Source organism: Micromonospora cremea, assembly GCF_900143515.1.
Taxonomy (GTDB): domain Bacteria; phylum Actinomycetota; class Actinomycetes; order Mycobacteriales; family Micromonosporaceae; genus Micromonospora; species Micromonospora cremea.
The window spans coordinates 182,752-198,051 of sequence record NZ_FSQT01000002.1 but is presented as its reverse complement, the minus strand read 5'-3'; the positions used below and the strand labels follow the sequence as shown (position 1 = coordinate 198,051).

Sequence of the window (15,300 nt, the reverse complement as noted above, 5' to 3'; positions counted from 1 at the left end):
TCAGCTCAGGTCGCGGAGGGCAGGTCAGGACTTCGGGCTGACGTGCCGGTCCAGCGCGGCGACGGCGTCACGCCGCGCCACCGACAGCGACCACGACAGGTTCATTCGCCAAGAGATGCCGAGCAGGTCCAGCGCCCACTGGCACAACGACATGATGTCGGTCGACCTGTTCGAGAACATGTAGCGCGGGTAGACATACTCCTTGCCCCGCACCGTCACTCGATTGGCCAACCGACAGCCGTCCGAGTGGAACAGGCCGCGCAGGAAGTGGCCGGGATCGCTCTCGATGATCGGCCGCTGCCAGTCGGCGAGGACGATCGGCCGCTCGTGCTTCTTGCCCGGCCCGTGCTGCGGGAGCAGGCAGGGCCAGTGCCTGTCGGTGCTCTGCACCGCGACGCAGCCCTGCTTCTGGATGTGCTGGACCTTGTTGGCGAGGACTGCTTTCATCGCCGCGGCAACGGCGTCGATGAGGTCGGGCCACGCGTCGGAACAGTAGACGCGCAGTACCGGCACCCGATCGGTCGTCACCAGGTGTCCACCGGCGAGATAGACGCCGAGCAGGTAGGCGTAGGCGGCGGAGTCGGTCGGAGTGTCGACATCTGGCGAGCAACGGAAGCACCGTAGGGCTGGGCCGAACGTCGCTGGCTCGGGTCGATCGACGCACCAGTGCCAGACCGTGGTGTACGGCAGGGAAAGCGTGCGGGCTACCGAGCGGATGTCGTGTCCGTGAGCGCGGAGGGCGCGGGCTCGTGCCCGCATCTGCGGTGGATGCACGCCCACATGGTCGAACAGGTGTATGACAGAGTGCCGGGAGCGGGATTCGAACCCGCAAGCCCTTTCGGGCAGAAGTGTTTGAGACTTCCGTGTATGCCGTTCCACCATCCCGGCGAGTGCCGCTTACTGTACCCGACTACGCTTCTGCGGGAGCATGGGTGGTAGCCGTGCAGGAACGATGGTGGGGGTAGGGCTGGTGGCCGAGACGCCGACGGATGCCGAGCGCAGGCGGGTGCTGATCGCCGAGGACGAGGCGCTGATCCGGCTCGACCTGGCCGAGATGCTGGTCGAAGAGGGCTACGAGGTGGTGGGGGAGGCCGGCGACGGCGAGACCGCCGTCCGCCTCGCCGAGGAGTTGAAGCCCGACCTGGTCATCCTCGACATCAAAATGCCGATCATGGATGGGCTGGCCGCCGCCGAGCGCATCGCCGGCGCCCGGATCGCCCCGGTGATCATCCTTACCGCGTTCAGCCAGCGTGACCTGGTGGAACGGGCGCGGGCGGCCGGCGCGATGGCGTACCTGGTGAAGCCCTTCCAGAAGAGCGACCTGGTCCCGGCGGTGGAGATCGCGCTGTCGCGTTACTCGGAGGTCGCCGCGCTGGAGGCGGAGGTGGCGGGCCTGACCGACCGCCTGGAGATCCGTAAGACGGTGGAACGCGCCAAGGGCGCGCTGATGACCACGTACGGGATGACCGAGCCGCAGGCGTTCAAGTGGATCCAGCGCACGGCGATGGACCACCGGATGACCATGAAGGAGGTCGCCGAGCGGATCCTCGCCGAGACCGCCGGCGGCGAAGTGACGCAGCCGACCGTCTGATCGTCTCCGTTTTTCGGTGGCGGCGGACGTCTCGGTTTGGGGCACGCCCGGGATCGGGGGCCACCGCGCGGCGCCTCCGGGGAATAGCATCGACCCGTGACCGTCCGACGGGTGATCGCGGTGTTCGGCCTCTTCGCGCTGCTGGTCTCCGGCTGCGACGGTTCCGCCGAGCCGACCGGCGGCGCCTCGACCGGCGCCGGGTCGACGGCCGCCGCCGAGCCGGCGCTCCGGCCGGCGTGGCAGCCGCTGACGCTGCCGGCGCCGCCGGGTGGCGCGGGCCGCCTGCTGCTGCGCGACGGGGCGGCCTGCGCGGGCCGGTGGTTCCTGGTCGGTGGTGTCGCCGACACCAGTGGCGGCACCCGTCCGGCGGCCTGGACCAGCGTGGACGGTGCGACCTGGACGGTCGTGCCGGTGCGTGCGGATTCCTTCTACGGGCGGCAGAACGTGCTGTCGTCGGTGGCCTGCCGCGACGGGAAGGCGGCGGTGATCGGCGCCAAGGTCGGCGGGGCGCACGGCTATCCGCGGATCAGCACCTGGCGGCAGCTGCCGGACGGCGCGCTGGTCGAGGTGCAGGCGTCGTTCGAGACGTACGGCGGGCCGACGGCGGTGAACGTCTCCCGGTTGGCGGCCGGAGCGCCGGGCTGGCTGATCGTCGGCAACCGCTCGGCGGGCGCCGCCTCCTGGGTGTCGTCGCCGCCGGCGGCGGAGTTCGCGCTGGTGGAGGGCGCACCGGAGCTGGCCAGCGATGCGGTCGGGGTGACCTGGGCGTTCGACGCGGTGGCGGCGCCGCCGGGCTGGCTGGCGGTGGGTGGCCTGCTGCCGGCGGGCCGGATCGACCGCGATCCGGCGGTGTGGTCGTCGCCGGACGGGCGGTCGTGGCGGCGCACCGTGCTGCCGGGCGGTCCGGAGTACGAGGAGTTGCAGCGCGTGGTGCTGGTCGGCGGGGTGCCGGTGGCGGTCGGGCTGCGCGGGTCGACGTTCGGCGCGTGGCGGCAGGAGGCGACGGGCTGGGTGGCCGCCGGGGCGTTCGGGCGCCGGGCCGGGTCGGGGGTGCCGGGGGTGACGTCGCTGGTCGTCGCCGGGGACCGGCTGGTCGTCGCCGTCGCCGACGGTGCGCGGCACTCGGTGTGGGTCTCGGCGGATCGGGGTGGGTCGTGGCGGGAGGCCGCGATGCCGCTCGATGTGCCGGCGGGGGCCGATCGGGACGTGGCGCTGGTGGCGGTGGGTGACCGGTGGTGGTTGGTGGCGGACGACGGCTCGCGGGCCGGTCTCTGGTGGGCGGGTGCACCCGGCTCCTGACTGCCGGCGGTCCGGTCCCGGCTGGGGTGGGCCGAGTCGTTTCCGCAGGTCAGGTGGCCTTTCGTGCGGGGCGTGCTCGTCCGGGCCGGCGCGGGTGGGCTTCGACCGGGCGCGGGGTTAAGGACCGACCGACGGATTCACCTGTTACGGACATCGACAGGATTGCGCACGTCTTCGTAACGGTTTCGCAGACCCCCCGTTCAGGCCTTCCGGGACGGTGTGCGGTGTCGGTACGCTCCGCCATCACGAGCCGTTACGCAGGGGGAGTCCCTGCGGGGTGGGTGGAATTGCGGGTTTGCTGCTGTCGCCGTCGCTTCGGGTCAGCCGCGTCCGCATCTGGAGGAGGTCAGGAAGCCGTGAGGCGAAGCTATGTACGGGCGCTGGGTACCGTTGCGCTCGCCGCGACCCTGGTGGTCGCGGCTGGTTGCCAGGATTCCGGTGGCAACGAGGGTGGGACCGCGTCCGGTGACTGCGGTGGCAAGATCGCGATCTTCGGCGCGTTCACGGGTGACAACGCGGGTCTGGTGATCCCGTCGCTGAACGGCGCGAAGCTCGCCCTGAAGCAGTTCAACGAGGCGAACCCGAACTGCAAGGTCACCATGCAGGAGTTCGACACCCAGGGTGACCCCGCGGTGGCGACCCCGTTCGCGAACCAGATCGCGGGTGACAACTCGTTCCTCGGTGTCATCGGTGGTCACTTCTCCGGTGAGTCGGACGCGACGATGCCGATCTACCAGGCCGCGGGCCTGGCGATGGTCAGCCCGTCGGCGACCCGTACCGACCTGACCCAGAAGGGCAACACGTCCTTCTTCCGGGTCGTCGGCAACGACGGCACGCAGGCCGGCGCGGTGGCGAGCTACCTGAAGACGCAGAACGCGCAGAAGGTCTTCCTGATCGATGACGCCAGCGCGTACGGCGCGGGCATCACCGAGGAGCTGGGCAAGCAGCTCGGCCCGCTGGTGGTGAACAAGGACAAGATCCAGGAGCGGCAGGCGCAGTTCGACGCCACCATCTCCAAGATCAAGTCTGCGCAGGCGGACACCGTCTTCTACGGCGGTTACACCCGTGAGGCCGCGCCGCTGGTGAAGCAGATGCGCGCCGCCGGTGTCCAGGCCAAGTTCGTCGGCCCGGACGGTCTCTACGACCCGGCCTTCCCGGCCGGTGCCTCCGGTGGCGCCGAGGGCGCCATCATCACCTGCCCGTGCCTCCCGGCCGACAAGGCCGGTGGCACCTTCTCCGCCGACTACCAGAAGGAGTACGGCATCCCGCCGGGCTCCTACGGTGCGGAGGGCTTCGACGGCGCGAAGATCTACCTGGACGCCTTCAAGGACGGCAAGAAGACCCGGGCGGAGATCCTGGCGTACGTCAAGGCGTACGACAAGCAGGGCGTGTCGAAGTACATCAAGTTCGATGCCAAGGGTGACGTCGACCCGACGAAGGTCGTCATCTGGGCCTACCAGATCAAGGGCACCGCGATCGAGGCGCTGCAGGAGCTCAAGCTCAGCTGACGCCCAGGCACTGGAGTGCGGCCGGGGTGTCTCACCCCGGCCGCACTCGATTCAAGGAGACCCCCGGTGCATTTCGATGAACTGATCGGCCATCTCGGCCAGCACACGGTCGATGGCCTGTCCAAGGGCGCCATCTACGCCCTGATCGCCCTCGGCTACACCCTCGTCTATGGCGTCCTTCGTCTGATCAACTTTGCCCACTCCGAGGTGTTCATGGTCGGTACCTTCGCGGTGCTGATCCTCTGGAACCAGCTCGGGGTGGAAAATAACCCGCCCGTCGGCCAGGCGATCCTGTTCCTGGTGCTCGGCCTGCTCGTCGCGGCGGCCGCCTCGGGCGGTACGGCTCTGGCGCTCGAGCGGATCGCGTACCGGCCTTTGCGGCGTAAGAACGCGCCGCCGCTGATCTTCCTGATCACCGCGATCGGTCTGTCGCTGGTCTTCGTGGAGCTCTTCGGGCAGGTGCTGCCCAAGCTGCTCGGTGGAGTGCTGCCGGCGGCGTTCGGCCGGCCCCGGCAGATCGTCGGTATGCCGACGATCATCCAGCAGGAGACCCTGTTCACCATCGGCAACACGGCGATCACGAACATCCAGGTGATCGTCTTCGTCGCGGCCGTGGCGATGATGGCGCTGCTGGACTGGTTCATCAACCGCACCCGGTACGGCCGCGGTGTGCGGGCGGTTGCCCAGAACCCGGAGACCGCCGCGCTGATGGGCGTCAACCAGGAGCGCGTGATCATGCTGATCTTCGTGCTCGGTGGGATCATGGCCGGTGCCGCCGCTCTGTTGTGGAGCATGCGGTTCGGCTTCACCCAGAACAGCATCGGCTTCGTGCTCGGCCTCAAGGCGTTCACCGCCGCGGTCCTGGGCGGCATCGGTAACCTGCGCGGCGCGCTGCTGGGTGGCCTCTTCCTCGGCATCGTCGAGGTCTACGGCGCCACGCTGTTCGCCTCCAACTGGGAGGACGTCATCGCCTTCGTGGTGCTGATCGTGGTGCTGATGTTCCGGCCGACCGGTCTGTTGGGCGAGTCGCTCGGGAGGGCCCGCGCATGATCGACAAGATTCGCTCCGCTGATCGCCGCCGGGTGAGCCTGCTGACCAGTGTCGGCGACCGCTGGCGGGCGCTGACGAAGTGGCAGCAGGCCCTCGGGCTGGCCGCTTTCGTGGCGTTCCTCTACTACCTGCCGCTGCTCGGCATTCCGGGCCTGACCTGGTTGCGTACCGACTCGATCGACGGCGGTAACAACTGGGCGGGTGTGCTCTTCGTCTGCGCCATCTACGTGCTGGTCGCGATCGGCCTGAACGTGGTGGTCGGCCTCGCCGGCCTGCTCGACCTGGGTTACATCGGCTTCTTCGCCATCGGGGCGTACAGCGTGGCGCTGTTCGGTTCGGTGAACTCGCCGGTGGTGAAGTGGATCCAGCAGGAGTTCAACCTGCCGCCCACCTGGGCGGTGACCTGGGCGATCTGCCTGTTCATCGCGATCGTGCTGACGATGATCTCCGGGGTGCTGCTGGGCTGGCCGACGCTGCGGCTGCGCGGTGACTACCTGGCCATCGTGACGCTGGGCTTCGGCGAGATCATCCGGATCGTGGCCCGCAACGCCACCGGGCTGACCAACGGCCCGGTGGGCATCTCGGCCATCCCCGGCCCAGAGGGTGCGCCGGCAGCGGACAACAAGTACTTCGGCCTGATCGACGCGAAGCCCTGGTACTGGTTGGCGATCACCTTCGTGCTGATCATGGTGTTCCTGGTTCGCCGGCTGGAGCACAGCCGGGTCGGCCGGGCGTGGCTGGCCGTTCGGGAGGACGAGGACGCCGCCGCGGTGATGGGTGTGTACCCGTTCAAGTTCAAGCTCTGGGCGTTCGCCATCGGTGCGGCGCTCGGCGGCCTGTCGGGCTTCCTGTTCGGCAGCCGGAACGCGTTCATCGACCCGACCCAGTTCAACGCGAACCTGTCCATCCTCTTCGTCGCCATGGTGGTGGTCGGTGGCTCCGGCAACATGATCGGCGTCTCGCTCGGCGCGGTGCTGCTGGCGTACCTGCCGGAGCGGTTCCGCGACTTCGCCGACTACCGGTGGCTGGTCTTCGGTCTGGCCATGGTGCTCGTGATGATCCTGCGTCCGCAGGGCCTCGTCCCGAGCCGGCGGCGTGCCCGCGAGTTGAAGGACCGCGCGGCGGAGGCAGAGGAGGCACCAGCTCATGTCTGACCAGACCACCAGCACCGCGGCGCCGAAGATCCCGACTCAGCCGGGACCGCGGTCGGTACTGCTCGAAGTCGACGACGTCACGCTCCGCTTCGGCGGCGTGGTCGCCCTCGACAAGATCAATTTCCAGATCTACGAGGGCGAGATCCTCGGCCTCATCGGGCCGAACGGTGCCGGCAAGACCACCAGCTTCAACGTGATGACCGGGGTGTACAAGCCGACCTCCGGGGCGGTCCGGTTCCGCGGCCAGAAGGTGACCGGCCGCAAGCCGCACCAGATCAGCCAGTTGGGCATCTCCCGGACGTTCCAGAACATCCGTCTCTTCCCGGAGATGACGGCGCTGGAGAACGTCATGGTCGGCACGGACTCCCGGCACAAGACGAGCGTGCCCGGGGCGCTGTTCCGGCTCTACCGGGTTCGGCCCAAGCCGGAGGAGCTGCCGCAGGTCACCGCCGAGTCCGGGATCGTCCGGACCTGGCAGCAGGTGCGCCTGTCGGCCGCGAAGATCTTCGGTCTGTCCCGGCACATCCTCGAGGAGCGGGCGGCCGAGTCCAAGGCGCTCGAGCTGCTGCGGTTCGTCGGGATCGCCGACCGGGCCAACGACGAGGCGCGCAACCTGCCGTACGGCTACCAGCGCCGATTGGAGATCGCCCGGGCGCTGGCCACCGAGCCGAAGCTGATCTGCCTGGACGAGCCGGCCGCCGGCTTCAACCCGGCGGAGAAGGAGGATCTCCTCAACCTGATCCGCAGGATCCGTGACATGGGCCTGACCGTCCTGCTCATCGAGCACGACATGCGGCTGGTCATGGGGGTCACCGACCGGATCGTGGTGCTGGAGTTCGGCCGCAAGATCGCCGAGGGCGCGCCCGCGGAGGTCAGCCGCGATCCGAAGGTGATCGCCGCATACCTGGGGGAGCCCGCCGATGACGCTGCTTGAGCTCGAGAACGTCGCCGTTGCCTACGGCCGGATCGAGGCGCTGCACGGCATCAGCCTCACCGTGAACGAGGGCGAGGTGGTGGCCCTGATCGGCGCGAACGGCGCCGGTAAGACCACCACCATGCGGGCCATCTCCGGGACCCGGTCGCTCGCCACCGGAAAGATCACGTTCAATGGCGAGGACATCAGCAAGCTCCGGGCCGACCTGCGGGTGGTCCGGGGGCTGTGTCAGTCGCCGGAGGGGCGGCAGATCTTCCCGGGCATGACGGTCATGGAGAACCTGGACATGGGGGCGTACACCCGGCGGGACTCCGCCGGCATCGCCGCCGACCTGGACCGGGTGCTGACCCTCTTCCCGCGGCTGGCCGAGCGGCGCAAGCAGGCCGGCGGCACGCTCTCCGGCGGCGAGCAGCAGATGCTCGCGGTCGGCCGGGCGCTGATGAGCCGGCCGAAGCTGCTGCTGCTCGACGAGCCGTCGATGGGTCTGGCCCCGTTGGTGATCCGGCAGATCTTCGACATCATCACGGAGATCAACCAGCAGGGCACCACGATCCTGCTGGTGGAGCAGAACGCCCAGCAGGCGCTCTCCCGGGCGCACCGCGGCTACGTGCTGGAGACCGGTCAGATCGTGAAGGAGGGGTCCGGTCAGGACCTGCTGCACGATCCGTCGGTCAAGGAGGCGTACCTCGGCGTGGCCTGAGCCATCCCGACCGGCGGCCGGCCATCCCTCGCGGGGTGGCCGGCCGTCGGCTTTTGGGCCGGCCGTCCGTTCCGCTGTCGGACGCGCGGTGCCGCCGCCCGGGGATGTCGGTGCGACGGACTAGAGTCGCTGCCGTGACAGCTACGACGCCGCGCCTGCTCCTCGTCGACGGACACTCCCTGGCATACCGGGCGTTCTTCGCCCTGCCGGTGGAAAACTTCTCCACCACGACGGGCCAGCCCACCAACGCGGTCTACGGCTTCACCTCGATGCTGATCAACGTGCTGCGTGACGAGCAGCCCACGCACATCGTCGTCGCCTTCGACGTTTCCCGCCGCTCCTTCCGCACGGAGAAGTACGCGGAGTACAAGGCCGGCCGCAGCGAGACCCCGACCGACTTCAAGGGCCAGGTCAGCCTGGTCAAGGAGGTCCTGGCCGCGCTGCAGATCCCGGTGGTGGAGATGGAGGGCTACGAGGCCGACGACGTCATCGCCACGCTTGCCTGCCAGGCCCGTGACCAGGGCATGACGGTGCTGATCAGCACCGGTGACCGGGACGCCTTCCAGTTGGTCGGCGACCAGGTAACGGTGCTCTACCCGCGCAAGGGCGTCTCCGACCTGGCCCGGATGGACCCGGCGGCGATCGAGGCGAAGTACGGCGTCGGTCCGGAGCGCTACCGCGACCTGGCCGCGCTGGTCGGCGAGACCAGCGACAACCTGCCCGGCGTTCCGGGCGTCGGCCCGAAGACGGCGGCCAAGTGGATCACCACGTACGGCGGGGTGGATGGCGTGATCGCCCGCGCGGACGAGATCAAGGGCAAGGCCGGCGACAGCCTGCGCGAGCGGCTCGCCGACGTGATCCGCAACTACGAGATCAACTGCCTTGTCTCCGACCTGGAGCTGCCGCTGCGCCCGGAGGACACCCGGTGGGCCGGGTGGGACCGGGAGGCGGTGCACCAGGTCTTCGACACCCTGGAGTTCCGCATCCTGCGCGACCGGCTCTACCAGTACCTGGAGTCGGTCGAGCCGGAGGCCGAGTCCGGCTTCGACCTCACCGGCGAGGTGCTCACCGCGCCCGGCGCGCTGGCCGGCTGGCTGGCCGCGCACGCCCCGACCGGCACCCCGGTCGGGATGGCGGTCAAGCTCGACACCGGCCCCAACCGCCGGCACAGCGCCTCCGTCGCCGGCCTGGCGCTGGCCACCGCCGGCGGCGCGGCGGCCTGGGTCGACCCGGCGGGGCTCGACCCGGCCGACGAGAGTGCGCTGGCCGGCTGGCTGGCCGACGCGCAGCGGCCCAAGGTGTTGCACGACAGCAAGCCGGCCGTGCTGGCCTGCGGCGCGCACGGCTGGGAGCTGGCCGGCATCGTCCGGGACACCCAGATCGCCGCGTACCTGGCCCGCCCCGACCAGCGGTCCTACGACCTCAGCGACCTGGCGCTGCGCTACCTGCACCGCGAGCTGCGGGTGGACGCGCCGGAGACCGGCCAGCTCACCCTCGACGGGCTGGGCGACGAGGGCGTGGCCGAGCAGAACCTCATGCTCCAGGCCCGCGCCACCCTCGACCTGGCCGACGCGATCGACGCCGAGCTGTCCCGCGACGGTGAGCAGTCCGCCCGGCTGATGGCCGGGGTGGAGCTGCCGCTGATGCGGGTGCTGGCCGCCATGGAGAGCACCGGCATCGCCGCCGACACGCACTACCTGTCGGAGCTGGAGGCGCACTTCGCCGCCGAGGTGAAGGCCGCCGCGCAGGGCGCGTACGAGGCGGTGGGCCGGGAGTTCAACCTCGGCTCGCCCAAGCAGTTGCAGGAGATCCTCTTCACCGAGCTGGGCCTGCCCAAGACCAAGAAGATCAAGACCGGTTACACCACCGACGCGGACGCTCTGCAGTGGCTCTACGCGCAGAATCCGCACCCGGTGCTGGCCCACCTGCTGCGCCACCGGGACGTGGCCAAGCTCAAGTCGACCGTCGACGGTCTGCTCAAGTCGGTCTCCGACGACGGCCGGATCCACACCACCTTCAACCAGACGGTGGCGGCCACCGGGCGGCTCTCCTCCACCGAGCCCAACCTGCAGAACATCCCGATCCGCACTGAGGAGGGCCGGCGGATCCGCCGGGCGTTCGTGGTGGGCGAGGGCTACGAGTGCCTGCTGACCGCCGACTACAGCCAGATCGAGATGCGCATCATGGCGCACCTGTCCTCGGACGACGCGCTGATCGAGGCGTTCAACTCCGGCGCCGACTTCCACGCGGTGACCGCCTCGTCGGTCTTCGGAGTGCCGGTCGACGAGGTCACCCCGGACCAGCGCCGCAAGATCAAGGCGATGAACTACGGCCTGGCGTACGGGCTGAGCGCGTTTGGGCTGTCCCAGCAGCTCAGCATCGGCACCGAAGAGGCACGCGGGCTGATGGAGAACTACTTCGCCGGGTTCGGCGGGGTGCGTGACTACCTGCACCAGGTGGTTGCCCGGGCCCGCCAGGACGGCTACACCTCGACCATCCTGGGCCGGCGTCGCTACCTGCCGGATCTGGGCAGTGACAACCGGCAGCGCCGCGACATCGCCGAGCGGATGGCGCTCAACGCCCCGATCCAGGGCTCGGCGGCCGACATCATCAAGCTGGCGATGCTGCACGTCGACACGGCGCTGGGCGAGGTCGGGCTGCGCTCCCGGATGCTGTTGCAGGTGCACGACGAGTTGGTCTTCGAGGTCGCGCCGGGTGAGCGCGAGGCGCTGGAGGCGCTGGTCCGGCGGGAGATGGGTGAGGCGTACCCGCTGTCGGTGCCGCTGGAGGTGTCGGTCGGCGAGGGTCGGGACTGGAACAGCGCCGACCACTGACGCTTCCGTGGTCCGCGCTGTTGCCAGCATGGTGGCGTCGGAGTGGTGGGTCAGCGTCCGGGTCCCCGGCGCTCCTTCGGCGGTGTGCCGTGCCGATCGAGGGCCCGCCGGGACGGGCCGCCCGGGGGCGGAAGTGGACCCTTGAGGGGGTCGTGGCCCCAGTTCATGAGCGACCAGCGCCACTTGGTGTCCCGGACGTTGCCGGAGGGGCGCTGGGCCATGTGCCGGCGGACGTAGCCGACCACCTTGCGCATGTGCTTGTAGTCGCCCTCCGACAGGTCGCCGCGCTTGCGGCGCAACAGGTCGATGATCTTTCGACCGGACTCGTGCCCGACCGACTCGCCGCCGCCGGAGCTACCGCCCTTGTGCCAGCCGACCTGCTTCGACTCGTCGCTCTCCAGCCAGGACGACAGCTCGCCGGGCTTCATGTTGACCGCCTCGGTGAACTCCCGGTAGGTGTCCCGGCCGTCGTCAGCTCCGCTCATGGCGCAGCACCTCCGGGCGGTGGGCCACGTCCCGGCCCGAGTCGTCGTTGCGGATGCGGTACTGCGGCTCGTCCTCGGTCGCGTTCACCGCGTGCCCGCGTACGTGCGTCCGATCAATCAGCTTCTCCTTGATCACGCCGTACGCCCGGCCGCTGTGACTGGCCCAGGAGACGTGGTCGCCTTCACGGAAATCCCTCTGCTCGGCCATACGTTCCGGCTACCCGGCACCGCCGGGGCGAAACGACCGGCCGGCCCGGGCGGGCTACGGCGTGATCTCGGCGATCGGCAGCTTGATCTCAAAGGGCTCGGTCAACTCGATCACGTTTGCCCCGTCGGTGACCTGTTCGTACTGCCGCTCCCCGCCAGGCCCCACCCGGTCGCCGATCCGGTACGCGTAGACGTGCACCGGGTCCTGCTCGATCCGCCAGTAGAACGGGATGCCGGCGGCGGCGTACTCGCCGCGCGTGGCAAACCGGTCGACCCGTCGGGTGCCGGGCGAAACGATCTCCACGGCGAGTACGACATCCGACGGCCGAAGCATGGACCGGTCGGATGGCACGTCGGCGCGGCGCAACAGGACATCCGGCTGTCGGCTGGTGTTGGAGCTGAGCCCGACACCAACGGCCTGAGTGACCCGCAGGTCGCCGGGCGCGTGCTGCAGCAGCCAGCGGCTCAGCAGAAGGGAGATGTCCTGATGGCCCAGGGTGGGGGAGGGTGTCACCTGGATGACCCCGTCGACGAGTTCGACGCGGGGGGCGTCGTCCGGCAGGGTGCGCAGGTCCGCGAGCGTGTAGTCGGCACGCTGCTGCCGCATCGGGTCCGGACACCAGGGGCCAGGTGGTGTCGCGATGGGCTCCGCGCTCATGGGGCGAGACTACCGCCGATCGATGCGGCGCAGGCTGCACCGCGACTGCGACGCTCAGTCGGCGGGCTTCTCGGTGACGAAGATGGCGGTGCCGGGGAAGAGTCGCCCGCGCAGCGGGCTCCACTGTCCCCAGATGCCCTCGTGCCCCGCCGGCCACTCGGGCTCCACCAGGTCCAGTAGCCGGAACCCGGCCCCGACCAGCTCCCGGATCCGGTCGCCGAGGGTCCGGTGCTGCTCAACGTAGGTGGCCACGCCGGATTCGTCCTGCTCCACGTAGGGGGAGCGGTCGAAGTACGAGTGCACGGCGGTCAGCCCGCTCTCGCCCGGGTCGTCGAGGAAGATCCACCGCATCGGGTGGGTCACCGAGAAGACCCACCGGCCGCCGGGGCGCAGCACCCGGTACACCTCGGCGAGCAGGGCCGCCGAGTCGTCCACGAACGGGATCGCGCCGAAGGCGGTGCAGGCGAGGTCGAACGACCGGTCGGCGAACGGCAGGGCGAGCGCGTCGGCCTGCACCAGCGGTACGCGTACCCCGGTGCGGTCGGCGGCCTCCGCGGCGTGCCGCAGCATGCCGGCGGACAGGTCGAAGGCGACCGGCCGGGCGCCCTGGGTGGCCAGCCAGCGGGCGGCGGCCGCGGCGCCGCAGCCCACCTCCAGCACCCGGCGTCCGGGCAGGTCACCGAGCAGTCGGGCGTCGGCCTCGCGCAGTCCCTCGGGGCACCAGACGAAGTCCACGTCGCCGAGGAACGCGCCGTGCTCGGCCTGGTAGTCGTCGGCGTCGGTGTCCCACCAGCCGCGGTTGGCCCGCCGGGCCTCGGCGTCACCCACCCGGCGCCGGGTCACCCGGCTGTCGTCATCCACCCGCTCACGCTAGGCCCCGGCGCGGCCGTCCAGGGTGGTGGGCCGGCCGACCCGCCGGCACGGTCCCGTCGCCGGCCGGGTACCCCGCCCGCTTGGTGCCGTTGTGGCTGGTGTGACCGACGAGACAGCAGGGGCGGTTTCCGGGCGATTGTTCGGCTTTCGCAGGTCATCACACGGCGAGAAGCCGGGAGGGCTTGCACGCTGTGGTAATGCGCACGGTAGGCTAGACGATGCGCTCGCGGATCGCGTTGCCTCGGCAGGGAGCAGGTGCGCGGTCGACGGAGCCACATCATGATCTCACTAGGCGATCGTTCGGTGTGCCCGGCGACGGATCCGCTGGCGCGAACAGGTCACCGCGACACCAGCCTGCTGTGACAACCCATCCGACCGGAGCAACCGCCCACATGACGAGCAGCATCGAGGCCCCCTCGAGCGCCACCCGGGTCACCCACGACGATCTCGGTTCCGAGGAGGCTTTCCTCGCCGCGATCGACGAGACCATCAAGTACTTCAACGACGGCGACATTGTCGAAGGCACCGTCGTCAAGGTCGATCGGGACGAGGTCCTGCTCGACATCGGCTACAAGACCGAGGGTGTCATCCCCTCTCGGGAGTTGTCGATCAAGCACGACGTGGACCCCGCCGAGGTTGTGACGGTTGGTGACCACATCGAGGCCCTGGTCCTCCAGAAGGAGGACAAGGAGGGTCGTCTGATCCTCTCCAAGAAGCGGGCGCAGTACGAGCGGGCCTGGGGCACGATCGAGAAGATCAAGGACGAGGACGGTGTCGTCCGCGGCTCGGTCATCGAGGTGGTCAAGGGTGGCCTCATCCTCGACATCGGGCTGCGTGGCTTCCTGCCCGCGTCCCTGGTCGAGATGCGGCGCGTGCGCGACCTGCAGCCGTACGTCGGGCGGGAGCTCGAGGCCAAGATCATCGAGCTGGACAAGAACCGCAACAACGTGGTTCTGTCCCGCCGGGCCTGGCTGGAGCAGACGCAGTCCGAGGTGCGCACCGAGTTCCTCAACAAGCTGCAGAAGGGCCAGGTCCGCAAGGGCGTCGTGTCCTCGATCGTCAACTTCGGCGCGTTCGTGGACCTCGGCGGCGTCGACGGTCTGGTGCACGTCTCCGAGCTGTCCTGGAAGCACATCGACCACCCGTCCGAGGTCGTCGAGGTGGGCCAGGAGGTCGAGGTCGAGGTCTTGGACGTCGACCTGGACCGCGAGCGGGTCTCGCTGTCGCTGAAGGCGACGCAGGAGGACCCGTGGCGGCAGTTCGCCCGCACCCACGCGATCCAGCAGATCGTGCCGGGTAAGGTCACCAAGCTGGTGCCGTTCGGTGCGTTCGTCCGGGTGGACGACGGCATCGAGGGCCTGGTCCACATCTCCGAGCTGGCCGAGCGCCACGTGGAGATCCCGGAGCAGGTCGTCCAGGTCGGCTCCGAGGTCATGGTCAAGGTCATCGACATCGACCTGGAGCGCCGCCGGATCTCGCTGTCGCTCAAGCAGGCCAACGAGGGCTTCGTCGAGGGCGAGGAGCACTTCGACCCGACCCTCTACGGCATGGCCGCGACGTACGACGCCGAGGGCAACTACATCTACCCGGAGGGCTTCGACCCGGAGACGGGCGAGTGGCTCGAGGGGTACGACAAGCAGCGCGAGACCTGGGAGAACCAGTACGCCGAGGCCCGTCTGCGCTGGGAGGCCCACACCAAGCAGGTGCAGACCTCCCGGGCCGCCGACGCCGAGGCCGCTGCCAACCCGACTCCGGCCGTCCCGGCCGCCGGTGGTGGCACGACCTCCTCGACCAGCCCGGCCCCGAGCCGGCAGGCCGAGGAGCCGGCCGGCACCCTGGCCACCGACGAGGCGCTCGCCGCTCTGCGGGAGAAGCTCGCCGGCGGTAAGTGACCCGCTGAACGACGACGGGCCCCGTCCCCGCGATCTTCGGATCGTGGGGGCGGGGCCCTCGCCGTACCCCCGGCAGGCCGCCATGCCGCCAGGCCCCGCGCCGCCGCCGGCTCGC

General features: G+C 69.8%; 14 protein-coding genes and 1 tRNA gene. 9 read left to right on the top strand and 6 right to left on the bottom strand.

Annotation, left to right across the window (positions count from 1 at the left end):
- Positions 1 to 24 precede the first annotated feature (24 nt).
- Positions 25 to 774 (bottom strand): transcriptional regulator, encoded by a 750-nt coding sequence (locus tag BUS84_RS14260; protein WP_084757770.1) that lies wholly within the window; start codon positions 772 to 774, stop codon positions 25 to 27.
- Between the two features lie 31 nt (positions 775 to 805).
- Positions 806 to 888, bottom strand: a tRNA-Leu gene (locus BUS84_RS14255).
- An 82-nt stretch (positions 889 to 970) separates the two neighbouring features.
- On the opposite strand from BUS84_RS14255, the gene BUS84_RS14250 reads away from it, so the two are divergent.
- From BUS84_RS14250 to polA, 8 genes are all read left to right on the top strand, one after another.
- Positions 971 to 1,591 (top strand): ANTAR domain-containing response regulator, encoded by a 621-nt coding sequence (locus tag BUS84_RS14250; RefSeq protein ID WP_074312885.1) that lies wholly within the window; start codon positions 971 to 973, stop codon positions 1,589 to 1,591.
- Positions 1,592 to 1,687: 96 nt separating this feature from the next.
- On the top strand, positions 1,688 to 2,890 hold the full coding sequence (locus BUS84_RS14245) for a hypothetical protein (protein WP_074312883.1): 1,203 nt from the start codon (positions 1,688 to 1,690) through the stop codon (positions 2,888 to 2,890).
- A gap of 356 nt (positions 2,891 to 3,246) precedes the next feature.
- A complete protein-coding gene (locus BUS84_RS14240; RefSeq protein WP_074312881.1) occupies positions 3,247 to 4,398 on the top strand; it encodes a branched-chain amino acid ABC transporter substrate-binding protein in 1,152 nt (383 codons plus the stop codon).
- Positions 4,399 to 4,464: 66 nt separating this feature from the next.
- Complete coding sequence (locus tag BUS84_RS14235; protein WP_074312879.1) at positions 4,465 to 5,448, top strand: branched-chain amino acid ABC transporter permease; 984 nt, start codon at positions 4,465 to 4,467, stop codon at positions 5,446 to 5,448.
- Positions 5,445 to 6,602, top strand: coding sequence for a branched-chain amino acid ABC transporter permease (locus BUS84_RS14230; protein ID WP_074312877.1), 1,158 nt, complete (start codon positions 5,445 to 5,447; stop codon positions 6,600 to 6,602). Before BUS84_RS14235 ends, BUS84_RS14230 begins: the two co-directional genes overlap by 4 nt.
- Positions 6,595 to 7,536 (top strand): ABC transporter ATP-binding protein, encoded by a 942-nt coding sequence (locus BUS84_RS14225; protein WP_074312875.1) that lies wholly within the window; start codon positions 6,595 to 6,597, stop codon positions 7,534 to 7,536. The genes BUS84_RS14230 and BUS84_RS14225 overlap by 8 nt, the downstream gene beginning before the upstream one ends.
- Positions 7,523 to 8,236, top strand: a complete 714-nt coding sequence (locus BUS84_RS14220) for an ABC transporter ATP-binding protein (protein WP_074312872.1) — start codon at positions 7,523 to 7,525, stop codon at positions 8,234 to 8,236. The genes BUS84_RS14225 and BUS84_RS14220 overlap by 14 nt, the downstream gene beginning before the upstream one ends.
- Before the next feature lie 134 nt (positions 8,237 to 8,370).
- Positions 8,371 to 11,070, top strand: coding sequence for a DNA polymerase I (gene polA, locus BUS84_RS14215; RefSeq protein ID WP_074312865.1), 2,700 nt, complete (start codon positions 8,371 to 8,373; stop codon positions 11,068 to 11,070).
- 50 nt (positions 11,071 to 11,120) lie between these two features.
- On the opposite strand, the gene BUS84_RS14210 is transcribed toward polA, so the two are convergent.
- Genes BUS84_RS14210 through BUS84_RS14195 form a run of 4 tightly spaced genes read right to left on the bottom strand, consistent with a single transcriptional unit; the run spans position 11,121 to position 13,281 of the window.
- Positions 11,121 to 11,555: a DUF3140 domain-containing protein gene (locus tag BUS84_RS14210; RefSeq protein ID WP_074312863.1), complete on the bottom strand. Its 435-nt coding sequence runs from the start codon at positions 11,553 to 11,555 to the stop codon at positions 11,121 to 11,123.
- Positions 11,542 to 11,763, bottom strand: coding sequence for a hypervirulence associated TUDOR domain-containing protein (locus tag BUS84_RS14205; RefSeq protein WP_074312861.1), 222 nt, complete (start codon positions 11,761 to 11,763; stop codon positions 11,542 to 11,544). Before BUS84_RS14205 ends, BUS84_RS14210 begins: the two co-directional genes overlap by 14 nt.
- 54 nt (positions 11,764 to 11,817) lie before the next feature.
- Complete coding sequence (locus tag BUS84_RS14200) at positions 11,818 to 12,420, bottom strand: Uma2 family endonuclease (protein ID WP_244298576.1); 603 nt, start codon at positions 12,418 to 12,420, stop codon at positions 11,818 to 11,820.
- 54 nt (positions 12,421 to 12,474) lie between these two features.
- Positions 12,475 to 13,281, bottom strand: coding sequence for a class I SAM-dependent methyltransferase (locus tag BUS84_RS14195; RefSeq protein WP_074312857.1), 807 nt, complete (start codon positions 13,279 to 13,281; stop codon positions 12,475 to 12,477).
- A gap of 404 nt (positions 13,282 to 13,685) precedes the next feature.
- Here BUS84_RS14195 and rpsA point away from each other — a divergent pair, with 404 nt between their 5' ends.
- Positions 13,686 to 15,185 (top strand): 30S ribosomal protein S1, encoded by a 1,500-nt coding sequence (gene rpsA, locus BUS84_RS14190; protein ID WP_074312855.1) that lies wholly within the window; start codon positions 13,686 to 13,688, stop codon positions 15,183 to 15,185.
- The last annotated feature ends 115 nt before the right edge of the window (positions 15,186 to 15,300 follow it).